The sequence below is a fragment of the Streptomyces sp. NPDC048290 genome (assembly GCF_040652095.1).
Classification (GTDB): Bacteria; Actinomycetota; Actinomycetes; order Streptomycetales; family Streptomycetaceae; genus Streptomyces.
In genome coordinates this window covers 565,025-581,268 of record NZ_JBEZLM010000002.1, presented here as the reverse complement: position 1 = coordinate 581,268, position 16,244 = coordinate 565,025, and the positions used below count along the sequence as shown (strand labels likewise).

Annotated in this window: 18 protein-coding genes; 8 read left to right on the top strand and 10 right to left on the bottom strand. The window is 70.0% G+C overall.

The genetic code is table 11. The features are described from left to right. Positions 1-192 precede the first annotated feature (192 nt). Positions 193-1,320, bottom strand: coding sequence for a serine hydrolase domain-containing protein (locus tag AB0D49_RS04745; RefSeq protein ID WP_362750639.1), 1,128 nt, complete (start codon positions 1,318-1,320; stop codon positions 193-195). Positions 1,321-1,491: 171 nt separating this feature from the next. On the opposite strand from AB0D49_RS04745, the gene AB0D49_RS04740 reads away from it, so the two are divergent. Next, positions 1,492-2,196, top strand: a complete 705-nt coding sequence (locus AB0D49_RS04740) for a TetR/AcrR family transcriptional regulator (RefSeq protein ID WP_362750636.1) — start codon at positions 1,492-1,494, stop codon at positions 2,194-2,196. A gap of 71 nt (positions 2,197-2,267) precedes the next feature. On the opposite strand, the gene AB0D49_RS04735 is transcribed toward AB0D49_RS04740, so the two are convergent. The 3 genes from AB0D49_RS04735 to AB0D49_RS04725 form a co-directional block, all read right to left on the bottom strand. Further along, positions 2,268-2,516 (bottom strand): helix-turn-helix transcriptional regulator, encoded by a 249-nt coding sequence (locus AB0D49_RS04735; protein WP_362750633.1) that lies wholly within the window; start codon positions 2,514-2,516, stop codon positions 2,268-2,270. Then, a complete protein-coding gene (locus tag AB0D49_RS04730; RefSeq protein WP_362750630.1) occupies positions 2,516-3,100 on the bottom strand; it encodes a DUF2975 domain-containing protein in 585 nt (194 codons plus the stop codon). The genes AB0D49_RS04735 and AB0D49_RS04730 overlap by 1 nt, the downstream gene beginning before the upstream one ends. Positions 3,101-3,262: 162 nt before the next feature. Continuing rightward, the gene (locus AB0D49_RS04725; RefSeq protein WP_362750627.1) at positions 3,263-3,655 is read right to left on the bottom strand and encodes a hypothetical protein; all 393 of its coding nucleotides are present in this window, start codon (positions 3,653-3,655) and stop codon (positions 3,263-3,265) included. 725 nt (positions 3,656-4,380) lie between these two features. On the opposite strand from AB0D49_RS04725, the gene AB0D49_RS04720 reads away from it, so the two are divergent. After that, the gene (locus AB0D49_RS04720; RefSeq protein ID WP_362750624.1) at positions 4,381-4,962 is read left to right on the top strand and encodes a Uma2 family endonuclease; all 582 of its coding nucleotides are present in this window, start codon (positions 4,381-4,383) and stop codon (positions 4,960-4,962) included. Between the two features lie 115 nt (positions 4,963-5,077). Here AB0D49_RS04720 and ychF read toward each other — a convergent pair whose 3' ends face one another. Beyond that, positions 5,078-6,166 (bottom strand): redox-regulated ATPase YchF, encoded by a 1,089-nt coding sequence (gene ychF / locus AB0D49_RS04715; protein ID WP_362750621.1) that lies wholly within the window; start codon positions 6,164-6,166, stop codon positions 5,078-5,080. A 318-nt stretch (positions 6,167-6,484) separates the two neighbouring features. Between ychF and AB0D49_RS04710 the strand changes: the two genes are divergently transcribed. Then, complete coding sequence (locus AB0D49_RS04710) at positions 6,485-6,982, top strand: DUF6542 domain-containing protein (protein WP_362750618.1); 498 nt, start codon at positions 6,485-6,487, stop codon at positions 6,980-6,982. A 41-nt stretch (positions 6,983-7,023) separates the two neighbouring features. Here the strand turns inward: AB0D49_RS04710 and ppgK are convergent, their stop codons facing one another. Continuing rightward, entirely contained in the window at positions 7,024-7,770 is a 747-nt protein-coding gene (gene ppgK / locus AB0D49_RS04705) for a polyphosphate--glucose phosphotransferase (RefSeq protein WP_362750615.1), read from the bottom strand. A gap of 152 nt (positions 7,771-7,922) precedes the next feature. After that, positions 7,923-8,933 (bottom strand): 4-hydroxy-3-methylbut-2-enyl diphosphate reductase, encoded by a 1,011-nt coding sequence (locus AB0D49_RS04700; protein WP_362750612.1) that lies wholly within the window; start codon positions 8,931-8,933, stop codon positions 7,923-7,925. Between the two features lie 225 nt (positions 8,934-9,158). Between AB0D49_RS04700 and AB0D49_RS04695 the strand changes: the two genes are divergently transcribed. The 4 genes from AB0D49_RS04695 (at position 9,159) to AB0D49_RS04680 (ending at position 12,908) form a co-directional block, all read left to right on the top strand. Then, positions 9,159-10,532, top strand: coding sequence for an APC family permease (locus tag AB0D49_RS04695; protein WP_362750609.1), 1,374 nt, complete (start codon positions 9,159-9,161; stop codon positions 10,530-10,532). A 140-nt stretch (positions 10,533-10,672) separates the two neighbouring features. Further along, on the top strand, positions 10,673-11,893 hold the full coding sequence (xseA, locus tag AB0D49_RS04690) for an exodeoxyribonuclease VII large subunit (protein WP_362750606.1): 1,221 nt from the start codon (positions 10,673-10,675) through the stop codon (positions 11,891-11,893). A 10-nt stretch (positions 11,894-11,903) separates the two neighbouring features. Further along, positions 11,904-12,167, top strand: coding sequence for an exodeoxyribonuclease VII small subunit (locus AB0D49_RS04685; protein ID WP_362750603.1), 264 nt, complete (start codon positions 11,904-11,906; stop codon positions 12,165-12,167). A 150-nt stretch (positions 12,168-12,317) separates the two neighbouring features. Further along, complete coding sequence (locus tag AB0D49_RS04680) at positions 12,318-12,908, top strand: malonic semialdehyde reductase (RefSeq protein WP_362750600.1); 591 nt, start codon at positions 12,318-12,320, stop codon at positions 12,906-12,908. A 108-nt stretch (positions 12,909-13,016) separates the two neighbouring features. On the opposite strand, the gene AB0D49_RS04675 is transcribed toward AB0D49_RS04680, so the two are convergent. Continuing rightward, complete coding sequence (locus tag AB0D49_RS04675; RefSeq protein ID WP_362750597.1) at positions 13,017-13,553, bottom strand: DUF4245 domain-containing protein; 537 nt, start codon at positions 13,551-13,553, stop codon at positions 13,017-13,019. Positions 13,554-13,727: 174 nt separating this feature from the next. Here AB0D49_RS04675 and glpX point away from each other — a divergent pair, with 174 nt between their 5' ends. Continuing rightward, on the top strand, positions 13,728-14,762 hold the full coding sequence (gene glpX, locus AB0D49_RS04670; protein ID WP_362750594.1) for a class II fructose-bisphosphatase: 1,035 nt from the start codon (positions 13,728-13,730) through the stop codon (positions 14,760-14,762). A gap of 169 nt (positions 14,763-14,931) precedes the next feature. Here the strand turns inward: glpX and AB0D49_RS04665 are convergent, their stop codons facing one another. Then, positions 14,932-15,309: a WhiB family transcriptional regulator gene (locus AB0D49_RS04665; protein ID WP_362750591.1), complete on the bottom strand. Its 378-nt coding sequence runs from the start codon at positions 15,307-15,309 to the stop codon at positions 14,932-14,934. A gap of 195 nt (positions 15,310-15,504) precedes the next feature. Next, entirely contained in the window at positions 15,505-16,233 is a 729-nt protein-coding gene (locus AB0D49_RS04660) for a DUF1707 domain-containing protein (protein ID WP_362750588.1), read from the bottom strand. Between the last annotated feature and the right edge of the window lie 11 nt (positions 16,234-16,244).

The window sequence follows — 16,244 nt, the reverse complement described above, 5'->3', positions numbered from 1 at the left end:
CTCGGCGTTCGTGGCGCTGGTCGTACACCGGCATGATCCTTCCGCTGCTGGTGGACGCGACCGGCATCTTCGAAGCTGGCGGCGGCGCTGCTCGCGACCCTGCCGGTGGCGGCGCTGTTCTTCTGCTTCCAGCGGCACTTCGTGCAGGGCGCGAACGCGGGCGCGGTGAAGGAGTGAGCCGCCGCTACCGGGTCACTGGCGCCCGTCCTCGGCGATGACATCGGCGATCCGCTGGACGGTGCTGTAGTCGCCGGGGGCGTGGATGTTCTTCATGACGGCGAACGCGGTGCGGGTGGCGGTGTCGGCGAAGGCGGCCGTACCGCCGCTGCCCGCGGCGCCGAACACAGAGGCGGCGGGCTGCTCGGTGGGCCATGCGTAGCCGAGGTCGTAGCCGCACCCGCGGGTGAGCGGGAACCCGATGACCCGGTCGACCCCTTCGGCGGCGACGGCCGTGACCTGCCGCAGCCGCTCGGGGCTGATCAGCCGTACCCCGTCGACGTCGTCCATCAGCGCGGCGAGCATCCGGGCCATGCCACGGGCGGTCATGGTGCCGCCGGCCGGGATGTCGGAGGTGAGGATGTCGGTGCGGTTGCCGAAGGCGGCGTCGGGCATGGCCGCCATGGGGGCGGCGGTGTACCCGTGGACCACCTGGAAGAAGGGGATCTCCGCCAGGTCCATCCCCTCCGGCATCTCAGGGGTCGGCCCGTCGGTGAGCCAGGCCGCCCGCCCCAGCTCCTCCTCCGGCACCCCGAAGTACAGCTCGTCGCCGATCCCGAGCGGCTCGGTGACGTACTGACGCAGCGCGGCGGACATCGGCACCCCGGTGGCCCGGCGCACCACCTCGCCCAGCAGATAGCCGTAGCTCTGGGCGTGGTAGCCCATCTCGGTCCCCGGCGTCCACCAGGGGCGGGCGGCGGCGAGGGCGGCGCACATCTTCTCCCAGTCGCACAGGTCCTCGGGGGTGGTGTCGGCGGGCAGCCCCGGCACCCCGGCCCGGTGGGTCAGGGCGTGTCCGACGGTCACCTCGCCCTTGCCCTCGGCGGCGAACTCCGGCCACAGCTCGGCGATCCGGGTGTCGTACCCGAACGCCCCCCGCTCGACCAGCACATGGACGAGGGTGGCGGTGGCGGCCTTCCCGGTGGAGGTGGCGTAGAACAGCGTGTCCCCGCCGACCGCGACCCCCCGCTCACCATCGGCGACACCACCCCGCACATCGGCGACCAGCCGCCCCTCCCGGTAGACGGCGACCTGCACCCCCTGCTCGGCACCACTGCTGACCAAGTCGTCGACAACACTCTGGATCTTCTTCTGCACCAGCATGGATCTCCCCCATCTCGGGCCGCGAGAGGCTCATCTGCGCCCCTGCTTCGGAACTGGACGGTACAGTACCCACAAGAAAACTAGACTGTCCAGTACTATCCCGACAGCCGTATGACGACGCCCGTCGCGCAACGACCGACGACGACGAGGACGACGAGGAACAGGAGCCCCATGCCCCCGACGAACGGCACCCGCCCCGCCCCACCACCCCCCACCGGCGGTCGCTCAGCCCTGAAGCGACGGGCGATGGTCACGTCGGCCACGGAACTCTTCCTGGCCAAGGGCTATCCCGGCACGAGCATGGACGAGATCGCCGCGAAGGCGGGCGTCTCGAAGCAGACCCTCTACAAACACTTCAGCGGCAAGGAACAACTGTTCACGGGCCTGATCCTGGACTCGGTGCACGGCATCGACTCACTCTTCCAGGACGTGATCGCCACCTTCGAGAAGACCGCGGATGTCGCCGAAGACCTACGGCTCCTGGCCCACCGCTGCATCACGGCCCTGCACCGCCCCGAGGTCGTCCAGCTCCGCCGCCTGGTCATCAGCGAGGCCGAACGCTTCCCCGACCTCGGCCGCACCTACTACGAACAGGGCTTCCAACGCGGGATGCGCACCTTGGCGGAGGGCTTCCAGCACCTCACCGCCCGCGGCCTCCTCGACACCCCCGACCCCCACACCGCGGCGGAACACTTCGCGGGCCTGACGATGTGGACCCCGGTCAACCGAGCGATGTTCCAGCCGGGCGCGCCCCTGTCCCCGGAGGAGACGGAGAGCCGGGCGGGGGCGGCGATCGGGGTGTTCTTGGCGGCGTACGGGACGGACGGGAGGAGCGAGGGGGACGAGGGGGCCGAGGGGGCAGGCGGAACGGGCTAGCCGGTCGGGACCGCCCCCGCCCGGATCGACGGCAATCAACTCCCCGGGGGCCGGGAGGGACGGGCCAGCTGTTACGGACCGCCCCCGGCCCCGGCCCCGCCCCCGTCGAAGGTGATCAACTCCCCCGGCTGACATCCCAGAACCTCGCAGATCCTGGAGAGCGTGGAGAACCGGATGGCCTTGGCGCGTCCGTTCTTCAGGATGGAGAGGTTGACGACGGTGATACCCACCTGTGTGGAGAGTTCGGTGAGCGTCATACCGCGCTCGGCAAGCAGCCGGTCGAGGTGGATACGGATGGCATGAGGTTCCTCGTCGGGCATCAGACGGTCCCTTCGAGGTCCTCCCGCATGCGCACACCCTCACGCATGATCCGCCCCATGATCACCGCGGCGAGCCCGGCGAGAACCAGCGCCATGGACCCGGCGAACTCGGGCCCGGACCCCACCGTCGGCGCCATGCTCGCCACCAGCCAGGACTGCGACCAGCCGACGACCAGCCCGGCCAGCGGCGTCCCCACGACGACGGACCAGCCGAGGCCGGTGAGCCGGCGGGCCACCACCTCGGTGAACGGCCCTTCCCGCAGTACGGCGTCGAGCAGCCGGGAGAAGAGCAGCAGCGCGACCGCGCCGAACAGCAGCCAGGGCAGCTCACCCCCGAGCCCGGCCGCACGCTGCCCGATGGACGGACTCTCCTGACAGAGCCGCGTGACACTGCCGGACGCCTCGACCCCCGCGTCGACCGCGAGCGGCCCCTCCAGCGCGGCGTTCGCCCAGTAGTCCGTCTCCGCACATACAGACCCGTCGTCGAGCAGGTGCGTGATCCCGATGCCGGCGAAGGCCAGCGCGGACAGCACCCCCAGCACGAAGGTGACCGAGGCCAGGGTCTTGATGAGTCGCGTGTTCATTGCACCGCACCCCCCATATCGAGTTTCGATACGCACAAGGTAGCGGAGCATATCGATAATCGACAAGTCCGAGGGTCGGGAGACGGAAGGAGGCGGGGTCGGGTCCGAGGCGCCGCCTGCGCCCCGGACCCGACCCCGCCCCATCAGACCGTGCCGTGCGTCCTAGAACTTGGAGAAGGTCAGCGAGCGTGCACGGTCGTTGAAGTCGTTGCCCACGTAGGAGGAGTCACCGTAGAAGGACTTCCGGTACCCCCCGGCGTAGGTCCCCGAGAAGAGCGTGACGACACATCTCGAACCCCGGATGTCGATGGAGCTGATGTGGTTGTTCCAGCCGCCCAGGTCGTTGATGTACTGCGTCCCGGTGGTGTCGCACGGCCTCGCCCACAGCTCGTAGGACTCGCCACCGTAGTTGGCGTGCTCGTACGCGACGGCGACGACGATGTACTCGGCCGCCGCCGCGGACGAGGCCGCCTCGGCGGTCCCCGCCGCGCCGAGCGCGAGCATCAGGCCCGCCACCCCCGCGAGCGCCTTCTTCATCCCGAACCGCTTCGCCATTTCTGCCTCCACTCTGCCGGTGCCACGCCCTGGAGTGGGCGGGCGCTGTCCAGGTGGACGGATTGGCTTGAAGGTGAGGTTCATGGGTTCGGTGATGAATTTGATTCACCGGCGGCCACCTGCACTTCTTCGGGTGGCACGAAGGGGCGCGGCTCTGAGGAGCGGGGGCCCTTGGGGTCCGCGGTGGCGGCATGTCGTCCGTTACACGTTGAACCGGAAATATGCAATACAGGGCTCCCATCTGCGGAAACACAGTTCTAAGCGGGCCAAGTCAGCACGGAATCAGCACGGGTGTACGACTGTTACACCGAATCGCCATCGTCTCTCAGCGGCGCCAGAGGGATCTCAGGGAGGACGGGTTCCACCAAGTCGGGAACGTCAGCGTCCGACGGGCGCTCCGAGTCTTGCCGTCCAACACCCTGCTGAATCTGCTGACTCAACTCGTCAAGCGACCGCGACTGCCGCCCCAGTGCTCGACGAGATGCGCACGTTGCGGGCCGACGTCTGTCCCATGCTTTCGATCACCAGCACAAGCAATGACGCACCAGGGATGCGGGGCCTGATGTCGACGATGACGTACGGTTCCGCCTGCTCGCGTTGGGCCCTGAGTCGCTCATGGCCGTCTGTTAGGTGGATGGCCGATTGTGGTGCGGCAAGCTGCCGGAGAGCCTCCGGCCGGGACCGTCGGCTCTCCAGCCTCAGCTGCGGGCAGCTACCGTGAAGCCATGACCGCACTGCCCGACTGGATGCGCCCGCCGCGCGCGGAAGGCTGGTTCGCGGAGGACCTCGACCGCCTCCCCGAGGCACCCCGCCACACTGAGCTGATCGATGGAGCCCTCGTCTTCATGATGTCGCCCCAGAGGTGGTGGCACGGCCACCTCGTCACCATGCTCACCGTCGCACTCATGGAGCAGGTGCCCGCCGACACCAGAGTCGGCCGCGAAATGACCATCAAGCTCGACCCGCGCAACCGTCCCGAACCGGATCTGCTGGTGACGACCGCCGATTTCGACGGCGACCGTACCTGGTTCGCACCGCAGGACGTCCAGCTCGTCATCGAGGTCGTGTCCCCAGAGTCGGCCCATCGCGATCGCACAGTAAAACTCCGCAAGTACGCAGAGGCCCGCATCCCGCACTACTGGTGCATCGAGGAGGAGGACGGGGCCCCCGTCGTCCATGTCTACGAGCTCGACGAACCCACCGGCGCCTACGCGCCCGCCGGCATCTTCCGAGGCACCCTCCAGCGCCCGGTGCCCTTCCAAGTCAGCCTGGACCTTGACAAGCTCACACCGCCCCGAAGGGGCTGAAGAGTCAGCGCCAAGTCAGCACGGGAAACACAGAAGGGGTCGAACTCGTCAGAGTCCGACCCCTTCCGACCTGCACGTTTTTGACACACATAGCTAACACACAGTAGTCAAGCGACTACACATTGAACCGAAACTCCACCACATCCCCATCCCGCATCACATAGTCCTTCCCCTCCATCCGAGCCTTCCCCTTGGACCTCGCCTCCGCCACCGACCCCGTCTCCACCAGGTCTGTGAAGGAGATGACCTCCGCCTTGATGAAGCCCTTCTGGAAGTCGGTGTGGATGACACCGGCCGCTTCCGGGGCCGTCGCGCCCTGCTTGATGGTCCAGGCGCGGGATTCCTTGGGGCCGGCCGTGAGGTAGGTCTGGAGGCCGAGGGTGTTGAAGCCGACGCGGGCGAGGGTCGCGAGGCCGGGTTCCTCGGCGCCGACGGACTCCAGGAGCTCCAGGGCGTCGGCGTCGTCCAGTTCCGCCAGTTCCGCTTCCAGCTTGGCGTTCAGGAAGATCGCCTCCGCGGGGGCGACCAGGGCGCGCTGGGCGGTCTTGAAGGACTCGTCGAGGAGTTCGTCCTCGTCGACGTTGAAGACGTAGAGGAAGGGCTTCGTCGTGAGGAGGTGCAGGTCGTGCAGGGGGGACGCCTTCTCGCTGCCCTGGACGACGCCATGTGCGAAGAGCGTGTCGCCCTTCTCCAGGATCTCCTTCGCCTCCTCGACCGCCTTCACCTTCGGCGCCAGGTCCTTCTTGATCCGCGAGTCCTTCTGGAGGCGCGGGAGGACCTTCTCGATGGTCTGGAGGTCGGCCAGGATCAGCTCGGTGTTGATGGTCTCGATGTCGTCCTTGGGGGACACCTTGCCGTCGACATGGACCACGTTCTCGTCCTTGAAGGCGCGGATGACCTGGCAGATCGCGTCGGACTCACGGATGTTCGCCAGGAACTTGTTGCCCAGGCCCTCGCCCTCGGAGGCGCCACGCACGATGCCCGCGATGTCGACGAAGTCGACCGTCGCCGGGAGCACCCGCTCGGACTTGAAGATCTCCGCCAGCTTCGCCAGCCGGGGGTCGGGGACACCGACCACACCCACGTTCGGCTCGATGGTGGCGAACGGGTAGTTGGCCGCGAGCACGTCGTTCTTGGTCAGGGCGTTGAACAGGGTCGACTTGCCGACATTCGGCAGACCGACGATTCCGATCGTGAGCGACACGTTGAAGTCTTCCCGTGGGTGATGGGGCCTGGAGGGCGGGGTGACCGGAGGGCGAGCCGGGGGCGGCTCTCACTGGCCGATCCACCAGTCTACGGGGTGGGTCCCCGGCCCCCGGACGTCCGTCCGGTGCCCGGCGCCGAAGCGCGTCCCGTCGCCCCCGCCTCCCCTCGAACAGAGGTCAAGCTCTCCCCACCGGCGTGTCTGTCGGCCTATTCGGCACATTAACCGACCTAAGTTGGTCCAGTGGAGCAACCCAGGATGCGTTCCCCCCAGTCCCGACCGGGCGGCCCAGGCCGTCGTGCCCGGCGTGTGCCGCCCGTGCCGCCGCAGGCCCGGTCCGGGCGCGCCAGTGGCGCCAGAACCGCTCCCCCCTCCCCCGCCCCGACCGCCCGGCGGCTGCCCGGCCCCCGGCTGACCGGGCTCGGCGGCGGACTGTTCTGCGTGGGCACGATGCTGGTCCTCGCCCTGCTCATCGGGCTGCTCTTCGACGGCTCGGTGACGGTGTACGGCGTGCTGTTCCTGCCCGTCTGCGCGCTCACCGCGCTCTGGGTGCGGCCCGGCGACCTGGTGACCGCCCCCGTCGTCGTCCCCATCGCGTTCGCCTTCGGGCTGCTGCCCATCGCCGAGGGGAACGGGGTGCTCGCCCGGCTGATGGGGCTGTTCACCGCCCTCGCCACCGAGGCCGGGTGGCTGTACGGCGGCACCCTGGTCGCCGGGTCCATCGCGACCGTACGGAAGGTGCGGGTCATGGCGCGGCGACGGCGGGGCGGCGGGGCCGTACCGCCGAGTCGGCGCCGTATGACCGCCGGGTCCTAGAAGGGCACGGCCGCACTCCTCTACAGCCCTCCCCTCCCCCCCTACTGCGCCTTCGCCGCCCGCATCGCCGCCCCCACGATCCCCGCGTTGTTCTGGAGCTGTGCCGGGACGATCTCCGCCTTGATGCCCTCGATGAAGTGCAGGAACTTGTCGGCCTTGCGGCTGACGCCGCCGCCGATGATGAACAGCTCCGGCGAGAACAGCATCTCCACATGCGCCAGATACTTCTGGACCCGGTGCGCCCAGTGCTCCCACGTCAGGTCGTGGTCCTCCTTGGCCTTGCTGGAGGCGCGCTTCTCTGCGTCATGGCCGTGCAGCTCCAGATGGCCCAGCTCGGTGTTGGGGACCAGGACCCCGTCCACGAAGACGGCGCTGCCGATGCCCGTGCCGAAGGTCAGCAGGATCACTGTGCCCCCGCGGTTCTGTCCGGCGCCGAAGGCCAGCTCGGCGACGCCCGCCGCGTCCGCGTCGTTGACCACCAGCACCGGCAGTCCGCCGAGCGCGTCTCTGAACAGGGCCCGCGCGTCCGTGTCGACCCAGCTCTTGTCCACATTGGCGGCCGTACGGACCATCGCGCCGCCCGTGACCACGCCCGGGAAGGTCAGTCCGACCGGGCCCGTCCAGCCGAAGTGCTCCACGACCTGCCGGACCCCGTCGGCCACGCCGTCCGGGGTCGCCGGGTGCGGGGTGAGCACCTTGAAGCGCTCCTCGGCCAGGTCGCCCCTGTCGAGATCCACAGGGGCGCCCTTGATGCCGGAACCACCGATGTCCACACCGAAGATCTGCATGGCTCCACGTTACGACGGACCACTGACAGTCACTCCCCGGACGTCACCGAGCCGACGGTTTCCCCCCGTCGCTCAGGCGTCAATCCGTGCCGCCCGGCCAGACTTCCATCCGTGCCGCCACGCCAAGCGGGACTCCGTGCCGCCGCCACGCGTCACTCCGTGCCGGACCCGCCCCGTTCCGCGACCAGCGTCGCCGCCTCCTCGCGCAGGTCCCGGCGCAGCTCCTTCGGGAGGGAGAAGATGATCGACTCCTCCGCGGCCTTGACCAGCTCCACATCCGCGTACCCGCGCTGCGACAGCCACTCCAGGACTTCCTCGACCAGCACCTCCGGCACCGACGCGCCCGAGGTGACGCCGACCGTGCTCACGCCCTCCAGCCACGCCTCCTCGATCTCGCTCGCGAAGTCCACGAGGTAGGACGCGCGGGCGCCGGCCAGCTTGGCGACCTCGACCAGGCGCTTGGAGTTGGAGGAGTTGCGCGAGCCGACCACGATGACCAGCTCCGCGTCCTCGCCCATCTGCTTCACGGCCAGCTGGCGGTTCTGTGTGGCGTAGCAGATGTCGTCGCTGGGCGGCGAGATGAGCTGCGGGAACTTCTCCTTCAGGGCGTCGACGGTCTCCATCGTCTCGTCCACCGACAGGGTGGTCTGGGACAGCCAGACGACCTTGGACTCGTCCCGCACCTCGACCTTGGCCACGTCCCCGGGGCCGTCGACCAGCTGGATGTGGTCGGGGGCCTCGCCGGAGGTGCCGATGACCTCCTCGTGCCCCTCGTGGCCGATCAGCAGGATGTCGTAGTCCTCGTTCGCGAACCGGACGGCTTCCTTGTGCACCTTGGTGACCAGCGGGCAGGTGGCGTCGATGGTGGCGAGCCTGCCCTGCGCCGCCTCGTCGTGGACGACGGGGGCCACGCCGTGCGCCGAGAACATCACGATGTTCCCGGGCGGGACCTCCTCGGTCCGCTCGACGAAGACGGCACCCTTCCGCTCCAGGGTCTGCACGACGTACTTGTTGTGCACGATCTCGTGCCGGACATAGATCGGGGCCCCGTACTGCTCCAGGGCTTTCTCGACGGCGATCACCGCGCGGTCCACGCCCGCGCAGTAGCCACGGGGGGCGGCGAGCAGGACACGGCGGCCAGTCGAAGCAGTCATGCGTCCCATCGTACGGCCGTCCTACGGACCCTTCGGCCCGGTGCGCGACCCGTACGCCTGACCGAGCGGACGGGCTCTTCGGCGGGTCTCGGAGACGTCCATGACCGATCGGCGGACACTGGGCGCTGCGACGGAATCGCGGATTCCCAAAATCACAGCATCGCCGAACCTCCCCATCGCGGAATCACGAATCGCGGACGTGAACAGCCCGGCAGCCGAGGAGCTGAGGAACCGATGTCCGAACCCGGCACCACCCCTCCCCCGGCCGACGCCCAGCACGAGCTGCGCCGGAGCCTGGGCTTCCGGGACCTGGTCGTCTATGGACTGCTGTTCATCGCCCCCATGGCCCCGGTCGGCATCTACGGCACCTTGGACGCCCGCTCGCACGGCGCGGTCGCCCTCGTGTACCTCGTGGCGACGGTGGCCATGGCGTTCACCGCGTTCAGCTACGCGCAGATGGTGCGGGTGGTGCCGCTCGCGGGGTCGGTGTTCGCCTACGCGCGGGCGGCGCTGGGGCGGGACGTGGGGTTCATCGCCGGGTGGATGGCGATGCTGGACTATCTGCTGATCCCCGCCGTGGCGTACCTCTTCTCCGGGATCGCCATGGAGGCGCTGGTCCCGGAGGTCTCCCGCTGGGTGTGGACCGCCGTCGCCGTGGTGATCACGACCCTGCTGAACCTGTGGGGCGTACGGGCCGCCGCGCGGGTCGGCTTCCTGGTGCTGGCGATGGAGATCGTCGTCCTGCTGGTGTTCGTGGTGTCGGCGATCGTGGTGCTGGCCCGGGACGGGGCGGAGCGCGGCTGGCTGTCGCCGTTGTCCGGGGACGGCTCCCAGGGGGCGTTCGCGCTGTCGGCGGTCCTGGGGGCGGTGTCGGTGGCGGTGCTGTCGTATCTCGGCTTCGACGCCATCGCGTCGTTCGCGGAGGAGGTGACGGGGGGCTCGCGGAAGGTGGCGCGGGCGGTGCTGTTCTGCCTGGCGCTCGCGGGCTTCCTGTTCGTCGTCCAGACGTACCTGGTGGCGCTGCTCGAACCGACCACGAGCGCCGAACTGGCCGCCGACCCGAGCAAGCAGGGCACGGCCTTCTACGACGCCGTGGACGCGTCCGTGGGGACCTGGCTGCACGATCTGGTGGCGGTGAGCAAGGCGATCGGGGCGGCGTTCGCGGCGCTGGCGGGACAGGCGGCGGCGGGACGGCTGCTGTTCGCGATGGGCCGGGACCGGCGGCTGCCGAGGGCGCTGTCCCGGACGGACTCCGGAGTGCCCCGGGTCGCGGTGCTGTGCGCGGCGGTGATCACGCTGGTGGCGGCGGTGTGGGCGGCACGGGCGGCGGACGGCATGGACCATCTGGTCTCCGTCGTCGACATCGGCGCGCTGACCGCCTTCACCCTGCTGCACGCCAGCGTGGTGGGCTGGTTCGCGGTACGGCGGCGGGGCGGGCCGGTGATCTGGTGGCGGCATGTGCTGATGCCGGTGCTCGGGGCGGCGATCACGATCGCGGTCATCGTGGAGGCCAGCGGCACGGCCCAGGTGGTGGGCGCGATCTGGCTGGCGGTGGGGGTGGGGGTGCTGGTGCTTCAACGGGGGCGAGCGGAGAACGCCTCCCTGTAGGGGCGCGGGCGACAGCGACGCCCTGCTTCTAGGGGCGCTGGAGGTACCCCCCTGGGGGAGAACTGCGCGACCAGCCCCCACCCACCCGCACCAACACCTGGACCGCACCCCTTGTCACCCCCTCCCACTACCCTCACCCCATGGCCGTCACCTCCACCCCCGAAACCCCCCTCCCCGTAGGCGAGGTCTCCCGCCTGATCGGCGGCTGGATCGACCGCCTGGGCACGATCTGGGTCGAGGGACAGATCACCCAGCTCAGCCGCCGCCCCGGCGCGGGCGTCGTCTTCCTCACCCTCCGCGACCCGTCCCACGACATCTCCGTCGCCGTCACCTGCTACCGCCAGGTCTTCGACACGGTCGCCGATGTCGTCACGGAGGGCGCCCGCGTCGTCGTCCTGGCCAAACCGGAGTGGTACGCCCCGAGGGGCCAGCTGTCGCTGCGCGCCACCGAGATCCGCCCGGTCGGCGTCGGTGAGCTGCTCGCCCGGCTGGAGCAGCTGAAGAAGCGCCTCGCCGGGGAAGGGCTCTTCGCGGCCGACCGGAAGAAACCCCTCCCCTTCCTCCCCCGTCTCATCGGCCTGGTCTGCGGACGCGCCTCCGCCGCGGAGCGGGACGTCCTGGAGAACGCCCGCCACCGCTGGCCCGCCGTCCGCTTCGAGGTCCGCAACGTCCCGGTGCAGGGCGTGCACGCGGTCCACCAGGTCGTCCAGGCGGTGCAGGAGCTGGACGCGCACGAGGAGGTGGATGTGATCGTCGTGGCCCGGGGCGGCGGCAGCGTCGAGGACCTGCTCCCGTTCTCCGACGAACAGCTCGTCCGCGCGGTGGCCGCCTGCCGTACGCCCGTCGTCTCCGCGATCGGCCACGAACCCGACACCCCGCTCCTCGACTACGTGGCCGATCTGCGCGCCTCCACCCCGACCGACGCCGCGAAGAAGGTCGTCCCTGACGTGGGCGAGGAGCTGGAGCGGGTCGGGCAGTTGCGGGCCCGCGCCCGGCGCAGTGTGGAGGCGTTCGTCGAGCGCGAGGAGCGCGGGCTGGCGCACGCGGTGACCCGCCCGTCGATACAGGACCCGTACCGCATGATCGACGAACGCGCCGACCAGCTGGACGCGCTGCTCGCCCGCGGTCGCCGGACGCTCGGCCATCTCCTGGACCGCGCCGACTCGGAGCTGTCCCATACGCACGCCCGCGTGGTGGCCCTCTCCCCGGCGGCGACCCTGCGGCGCGGCTACGCGGTGCTCCAGAAGCCCGACGGCCATGTCGTCCGCGACCCCGCCGAGGTGACCCCCGGCGAACCCCTGCGGGCCCGCGTGGCCGAGGGCGAACTCACGGTACGGGCCGATGTCCGAGGCGATGTCTAGGGTGGACGGCATGAGCAGCAGCAGCACGGTGGACGAGACGACGCCCGGCTACGAGCAGGCGCGCGACGAACTGATCGAGGTCGTACGACGGCTGGAGGCGGGCGGTACGACGTTGGAGGAGTCCCTCGCCCTGTGGGAGCGCGGCGAGGAGCTGGCCAAGGTCTGCCGCCGCTGGCTGGAGGGCGCCCGCGCCCGGCTGGACGCGGCCCTGGCCCAGGACGACGAGGCCCGGCCCGACGCCAGCACCGGCGCCGCCACCCGGGACGACGACTAGACGGACCACGGTCCGTTTATGTGAAACGGATCACGCGAACCCACTTTTGATTGAAGGTTGAACCTTCAACGGCGTAACCTCTGGCGCGTCAGCTAGTTGAACCCTGAACCAACCGGGTTCGCCGCACAGGCCGTACAGAAAGCGCCCCCCATGTCTCTCGTTCTTGACCCCACCGCCCAGGACCTGCTCTTCCGCGAGGCGCGCACCGCGAACACCTTCACCGACGAGCCCGTCACCGAGGAGCAGGTGCAGGCGATCTACGACCTGGTCAAGTTCGGCCCGACCTCCATGAACCAGTCCCCGCTGCGGGTCACCCTGGTCCGCTCCGCCGAGGCCCGGGAGCGTCTGGTCGCGCACATGTCGGAGGGCAACCGGAACAAGACCTCCGCCGCCCCGCTGGTCGCGATCCTGTCCGCGGACAACGAGTTCCACCAGGAGCTGCCCCAGCTCTTCCCGCACTTCCCGCAGGCCAAGGACACCGTCTTCGCCGACCGGGACGTCCGCGAGAGCCATGCCTCGCTGAACGCCTCCCTCCAGGCCGCGTACTTCATCATCGGTGTGCGCGCCGCGGGGCTCGCCGCCGGTCCGATGACGGGCTGCGACTTCGAGGGCGTCCGCAAGGAGTTCCTCGACGACGACCACACCCCGCTGATGGTGGTCAACATCGGCAACCCGGGCCCCGACGCCTGGTTCCCGCGCTCGCCGCGCCTGTCGTACGACGAGGTCGTCACGACGGTCTGACCCGCCCGCACCCTCGGCTGACCGACATGCCGAAGGCCCCCGGTCGCGCACCACGCGCACACCGGGGGCCTTCGGCGTCCACACAATCGGGTCGGTCAACGGGTCCCGTCAGTCCAGCTTCAGCGCGCCCGCCATCGTCGCCAGCTGGCCGAAGGACCCCGTGCCGACGACCATGGTGGTGGAGCCGCCCGCCCCGCCGTCCGCCCCGTCCAGGACGAGCGCGCTGTAGCGGCCTCCGCTGTACTGGACCCAGGTACGGCCGTCGATGTCCTGGGTGACCTCGGTCCTGCTGCCGCCCCGGCTGGTGTCGTCGATGAACCGGGCGCGGGCCTGAGTGGACTGCTCGACCGCCACGTACTGACCGTCGGGCGCGTGGAAGCCGAGGTGCCATGCCTCGCCGTCCTGCCCCTTGTAGCGAACGGAGGTCGGCTTCCAGGTGTCCGGCAGCCCCTCGGGCGCGGCCACCGGGTAGGACGCCGCGCGCTGGGCCGTCAGCAGCTCCACCCGGTAGTCCACCGCCTTGATGTCCGGCTCGGTCTCGTCGTGCGGGATGAAGAGATAGATGACGTATGCCGCCAGCACGATCAGGCCCAGGGAGAGAATCATGTCCCGGACCGTCTTCTGCTTGCCGTTCGTACCTGCCACGCCCCCATCGTCGCAGGTGCCCGGTCCGCGCCCGCCCGCACCCCCCGTCGGCGCCCGCACCGGATGGCCTGATCCGCTCATCCGAAGGGCGCCCTGCTCATTCTGTCGGCCGAGGGATAGAGTCGACGCCGAAACCCTCATCCGGCCGTCGTCGTATCAGAAAGGTGCGTTCCGATGACCGATCCGCATCACATGCCGTCCGAACTCGATGTGCCCTCCGAAGCCCCCGACCGCAACCTCGCCCTCGAACTGGTCCGGGTGACCGAGGCCGCCGCCATAGCGGCCGGCCGCTGGGTCGGGCGCGGTGACAAGAACGGCGCCGACGGAGCCGCGGTACGCGCGATGCGCTCCCTGGTCTCCACCGTCTCGATGAACGGTGTCGTCGTCATCGGCGAGGGCGAGAAGGACGAGGCGCCGATGCTCTTCAACGGGGAGCGGATCGGCGACGGCACCGGCCCCGAGTGCGACATCGCGGTGGACCCGATCGACGGTACGACGCTGACGGCCAAGGGTATGCCGAACGCGATCGCCGTGCTGGCCGCCGCCGAACGCGGCTCGATGTTCGACCCGTCGGCCGTGTTCTACATGGACAAGCTGGTCACCGGGCCCGAGGCGGCGGAGTTCGTGGACATCGACGCCCCGGTCGCGGTGAACATCAAGCGGATCGCCAAGGCGAAGCGGCGCCAGCCCGGGGACGTGACCGTCGTCATCCTGGACCGGCCGCGCCACCAGGGGCTGATCGAGGAGGTCAGGGCGGCGGGCGCGCGCATCAAGCTGATCTCGGACGGCGATGTGGCGGGCTCGATCTACGCACTGCGCGAGGGTACGGGCGTGGATCTGCTGCTCGGTGTCGGCGGTACGCCGGAGGGGATCATCTCGGCCTGTGCGGTGAAATGCCTCGGCGGCACCATCCAGGGCAAGCTGTGGCCGAAGGACGACGAGGAGCGGCAGCGGGCGATCGACGCGGGGCACGATCTGGACCGGGTGCTGACCACGGACGATCTGGTGTCCGGGGAGAACGTGTTCTTCGTGGCGACCGGGATCACCGACGGCGAGCTGCTCCAGGGGGTGCGGTACCGGTCGGAGACCGCGACCACGGAGTCGATCGTGATGCGCTCGAAGTCGGGGACGGTACGGAAGATCGACTCGGAGCATCAGCTGCGCAAGCTGCGGGCGTACAGCGCGGTGAACTTCGAGCGGGCCCAGTAGGGCTCAGTAGGGCCCGTAGATCCCGTAGGCCCAGTGGACCCGGCAGGTCCGGCGCGCCCGGACGGCGCGGGCGCGACTCGGGAGCGTCCCCGGTGCGGTGGGGGCGCTCCCTTTGTCGTCGCTGTAAGCCGTGCTCGGTACGCCGTGCGCCAAGCGCTATGCGCCGGGCTCAGCCCGCCTGCGCTATGCGTCCCGTCGTCCTGGCCGTCTTCTGGAGCTCCATCTCGCGGCGGCGGCGCCGGGCCAGGACGACCCGGCGTTCGGCGGCGGTCAGGCCGCCCCAGACGCCGTACGGCTCGGGCTGGAGCAGGGCGTGTTCGCGGCACTCGACCATGACCGGACAGCGTCCGCAGACCCGCTTGGCGGCCTCCTCGCGGGAGAGCCGGGCGGCGGTGGGTTCCTTGGAGGGGGCGAAGAACAGGCCGGCCTCGTCGCGCCGGCACACTGCCTCGGTGTGCCACGGGGCGTCTTGGTCCCTGTCTCGCGCTGGCACCCGCTGGGCCGGAACGGCAGCTACCTGCATGGACGACTGCGGCGGTTGCAGCACGGTCTACTCCTGACGACGGCTTCGCGAGCGAGAGACGATGCAGCAAGGTCTACCCGCTGTGCGCGCGCCTATGCAGGGAGTTCCCAACCACCGTGATCCTGGCGGTTCTTGAGCGGTACGGGATACGGAACCGCTCGTTTCGGGCCGGAAATTCACGACCGTCAATGATCCGGTACGCCATCGCAAACCCCGGCGTCACCCGTATTTGCGCTGGATCTTCTCCACCTTGCGGGCCACCTTGTCGACGATGTCGGCGACGAACTTGCCGTATTTCGGGCGGGCTTCGACGCTGCCGAGGATCGCCCAGCCGTCCACGAAGACGACCGGTGCCTGCGGCTCGCCGGAGTCCAGGGTGCGCACCTCGAAGTTGCCCAGGACGCCGCCGCCGCTGCCGCGCAGCGACACGTTCTCCGGGACCCGGATGTCGACGCTGCCGAAGACCGAGAACGCCTTGATCACGATCTGCTGGTACTCGAACAGCGCCTCGCTGAGATCGATCTCGACGCTGCCGAAGACCGCGTACGCGTGGATACGGCGGCCCGCGCGCCAGCGGCCCTTGCGGGTGGCGGCGCTGAACACGGCGACGATGGTGTCGTCGGGCTCGGCCGGGATCGCGCCCGCGCTCGGGCGGGAGGGGGCGGTGCCGGGGGCGGCGGCCGGGTCGGCGGGGCCCTGGTGGGCGCCGGGGAGGTCGCGGACGAGCGGCTCCAGCTCGCCGACCGTCTTGGCGCGGTACACGCCGTCGATCCGCTCGGCGTGCTCGTCGGCGGTCAGCCGGCCCTCGGCCATGGCCTCGCGCAGGATGTCCGCGAACCGGTCCCGCTCGGCGTCGGACGCGCGCAGCTCGGCGGCGGGAGCGGCAGTGGCGGCAGGGGCGCCGGGACGGGGACTGGAGCTGGGGCTGGGCTGCTTCTGAAGGTCCACGCCAGCAGCGT